The sequence below is a fragment of the Nocardia amamiensis genome, from assembly GCF_015477605.1.
Lineage (GTDB): Bacteria > Actinomycetota > Actinomycetes > Mycobacteriales > Mycobacteriaceae > Nocardia > Nocardia amamiensis_A.
Map to the genome: position 1 here is coordinate 1 of NZ_JADLQX010000120.1, position 2297 is coordinate 2297.

2 protein-coding genes are annotated in these 2297 nt (G+C 66.0%); both read right to left on the minus strand.

The window, feature by feature from the left end; genetic code table 11:
• Window positions 1–1021: 1021 nt before the first annotated feature.
• Window positions 1022–1966: a hypothetical protein gene (locus IU459_RS36935; RefSeq protein WP_195134221.1), complete on the minus strand. Its 945-nt coding sequence runs from the start codon at window positions 1964–1966 to the stop codon at window positions 1022–1024.
• A gap of 101 nt (window positions 1967–2067) precedes the next feature.
• Window positions 2068–2292, minus strand: a complete 225-nt coding sequence (locus IU459_RS40285) for an IS3 family transposase (protein WP_369123108.1) — start codon at window positions 2290–2292, stop codon at window positions 2068–2070.
• Window positions 2293–2297 lie beyond the last annotated feature (5 nt).

Here is a 2297-nt window from a genome sequence, read left to right on the forward strand (position 1 = left end):
CCTACAACCAGGAACAACAGTGGAAAAGCTGGCCAGACCAGCGGCTACCCCATGCCCGAAACACGCGCGTTCACGCCCCCCCGGGCGCGCGAACGAACCAGAACCCCACTCCACGGATCCAGGCTAAATCAGCAACACAGCCCACGGCAACGCAGAAGCAACCGCCGAATCCCGATGCGCTACACGGTAACTAAGCACAAAGAACGACATGTCGGCAGCGCGACTACCGGCAGCGGCACGGCGCCACCCCGGACCCACGCAAGCGAGGGGGTCGGCGGGCACGGCGATAACCCTGACGGGTAGCCGTAACGATGTCACGGCTGTCGTCATGATCAATAACGACCCCTGAACCGCGAATCAGCCCGAAATGGCTTGGCGCGACTTTCCGCGCCCTGTAACGGTCGTGAGCAGCGGGAATACACCCCGCAGGGGCTCTTGACATCCCCGCCCGCAGTGGCAGGCTCCCTGGGTGAGGCCGGGGTCTGAAGCGTCGAGTTCGGGCACTGGCCGAAACGCCGCGGGCTCGGTCGTCCCTCCAGGTGCCGAGCCTGCGGTGTCGCGAACCGCCCACCCGGGGTGGGGCGGGTACCTCTAACACCTCGGACACGCGTGAGCCGCGGTTGCAGGCACTCTGACCAGCGAGACTCTATGATCTGCCGCTGTCGCGGGCAGGCTCCGCTCGTGACAGCACAGAGGATGGCTACACGCCCTGGAGCCCGCCCGGAACCTCACTCACCAGGCGGGCTCCAGGGTGCGTCCGCCCGTACGCCTGCACCAAACCGACTGTACAGCATGGGATTTCGCGAATGAATCGGAGTGACTTGGATAAAAATGGTTGGTGGGCAACGGTATTCATGATCAAATGGTTTCCGCCATGCCGAGTCCTCACACACCTGGGTGTGGTGCACCACAGGATGGCAGCGGCCCCGACCCCGTTTCGCCCGAACAGGGGTCGGGGCCGCTCCCTGCGTCGGATCGCCATCCGGTCACCCACCGCCTGTGTTGCGGCAAGGAGCGAGGCTCAGCAGTTCGGCTGGAACGGGTAACACCCGCGCGGCGGTGCAGTTGGTGGTGGGGCCTGAACGGGTGGTGCTGGTGGAGCAGGCTCCTCGGCCACGGGTGGTGGTGCAGGTTCTGTGCTGTCCTGCTGGACCGTTTCCGGGGTGCTCGTTCCCCGAGGCTCGTCGTTCGAGTCGGTGGGAAGAACCAGCCATACACCCAGGCAGATCGCCGCGACCACGGCTGCTGCCGCGATCAGTGGCCCGGCTCGACCTGGCTTGTGTGGTTCCGGAAGGGCAACCGGCAGTGACGGTTCGGGCTGGCGGCGGTCTGTGGTGTCGCCGGGAATCCGCCCGAGATCACGCGCAGCCGCCGGCCGGGGGAACGCTGTCGCAGGCTCCGGCGGCGGCGGTGCCGCGGGCACGGCCTGCAGCCGCGGTGTGGGTGGCGTCGCCTGGGGGATCGGGCGCGGCTGTGGTCGCGGATTGTCGCGCCGTGCCGGTGGGGCCTGTGGCGGGGATATGGGCAATGCGCGTTCGAGAGCGGCGAGTGAGATATCTGGTGGTAGAGGGATCTGCCCACGCTGGATCTGCAGGTACCGCACTTCGATCTGGCCTTGGCGCTCGATGCGGAATCGGCCCCTGGAGTACCAGTCGTCGTAGGTGCCTTTGCCGCTGTGGTGGCGGCCGCCGCACTCGCACACGCACTCCCATACCGTGTCCGGGCGGGCGGTCTGGCAGCTGTGGCTGCACGTCATCGTCGGTGAGACCTGTAGTCGCATCTCGATCTCGCCGTACCGATCGGCCATCGCCGACGCCAAGGGCAGCAGATGGTTGGCGCTGAGCTCCCAGACCTTGAGGTGGCCGTGAACGATCGGTTTGATCGGAACCCCCTTGCCCACGACCGCCCTGATCCAGGGTTTGTTCGAGAAGCCTTCGTAGGGCAGGTACAGGCCCGTGGGGTCCAAGTCCGTCAGAACTGGCGGTAAGCCTTACCGCACATAGTCTCCGGAGTCGTCGCGCCCCGGGCAGAGGCGTTTGAGGTTCACCCCGAATGGTGGACAGGGTTTCAAGCAGCCTCGGCTGCGACTGTCAGGGACTGCTCATAGCGTACGGGGCTGAGCATCCCGAGGGCGGAGTGCCGCCGCTCATGGTTGTAGTAGTGGACCCTGTCAATCCCCTCGAAGTGTGGAGGCTCCCTTATGCGGCCTCGTCTCGTGACAGGGCTGCAGTTGAGGCCGCACGGACGGCGGCCATATGGGTCTCGTAGTTGATCGGCGACATTGCGCCGCACAGGCT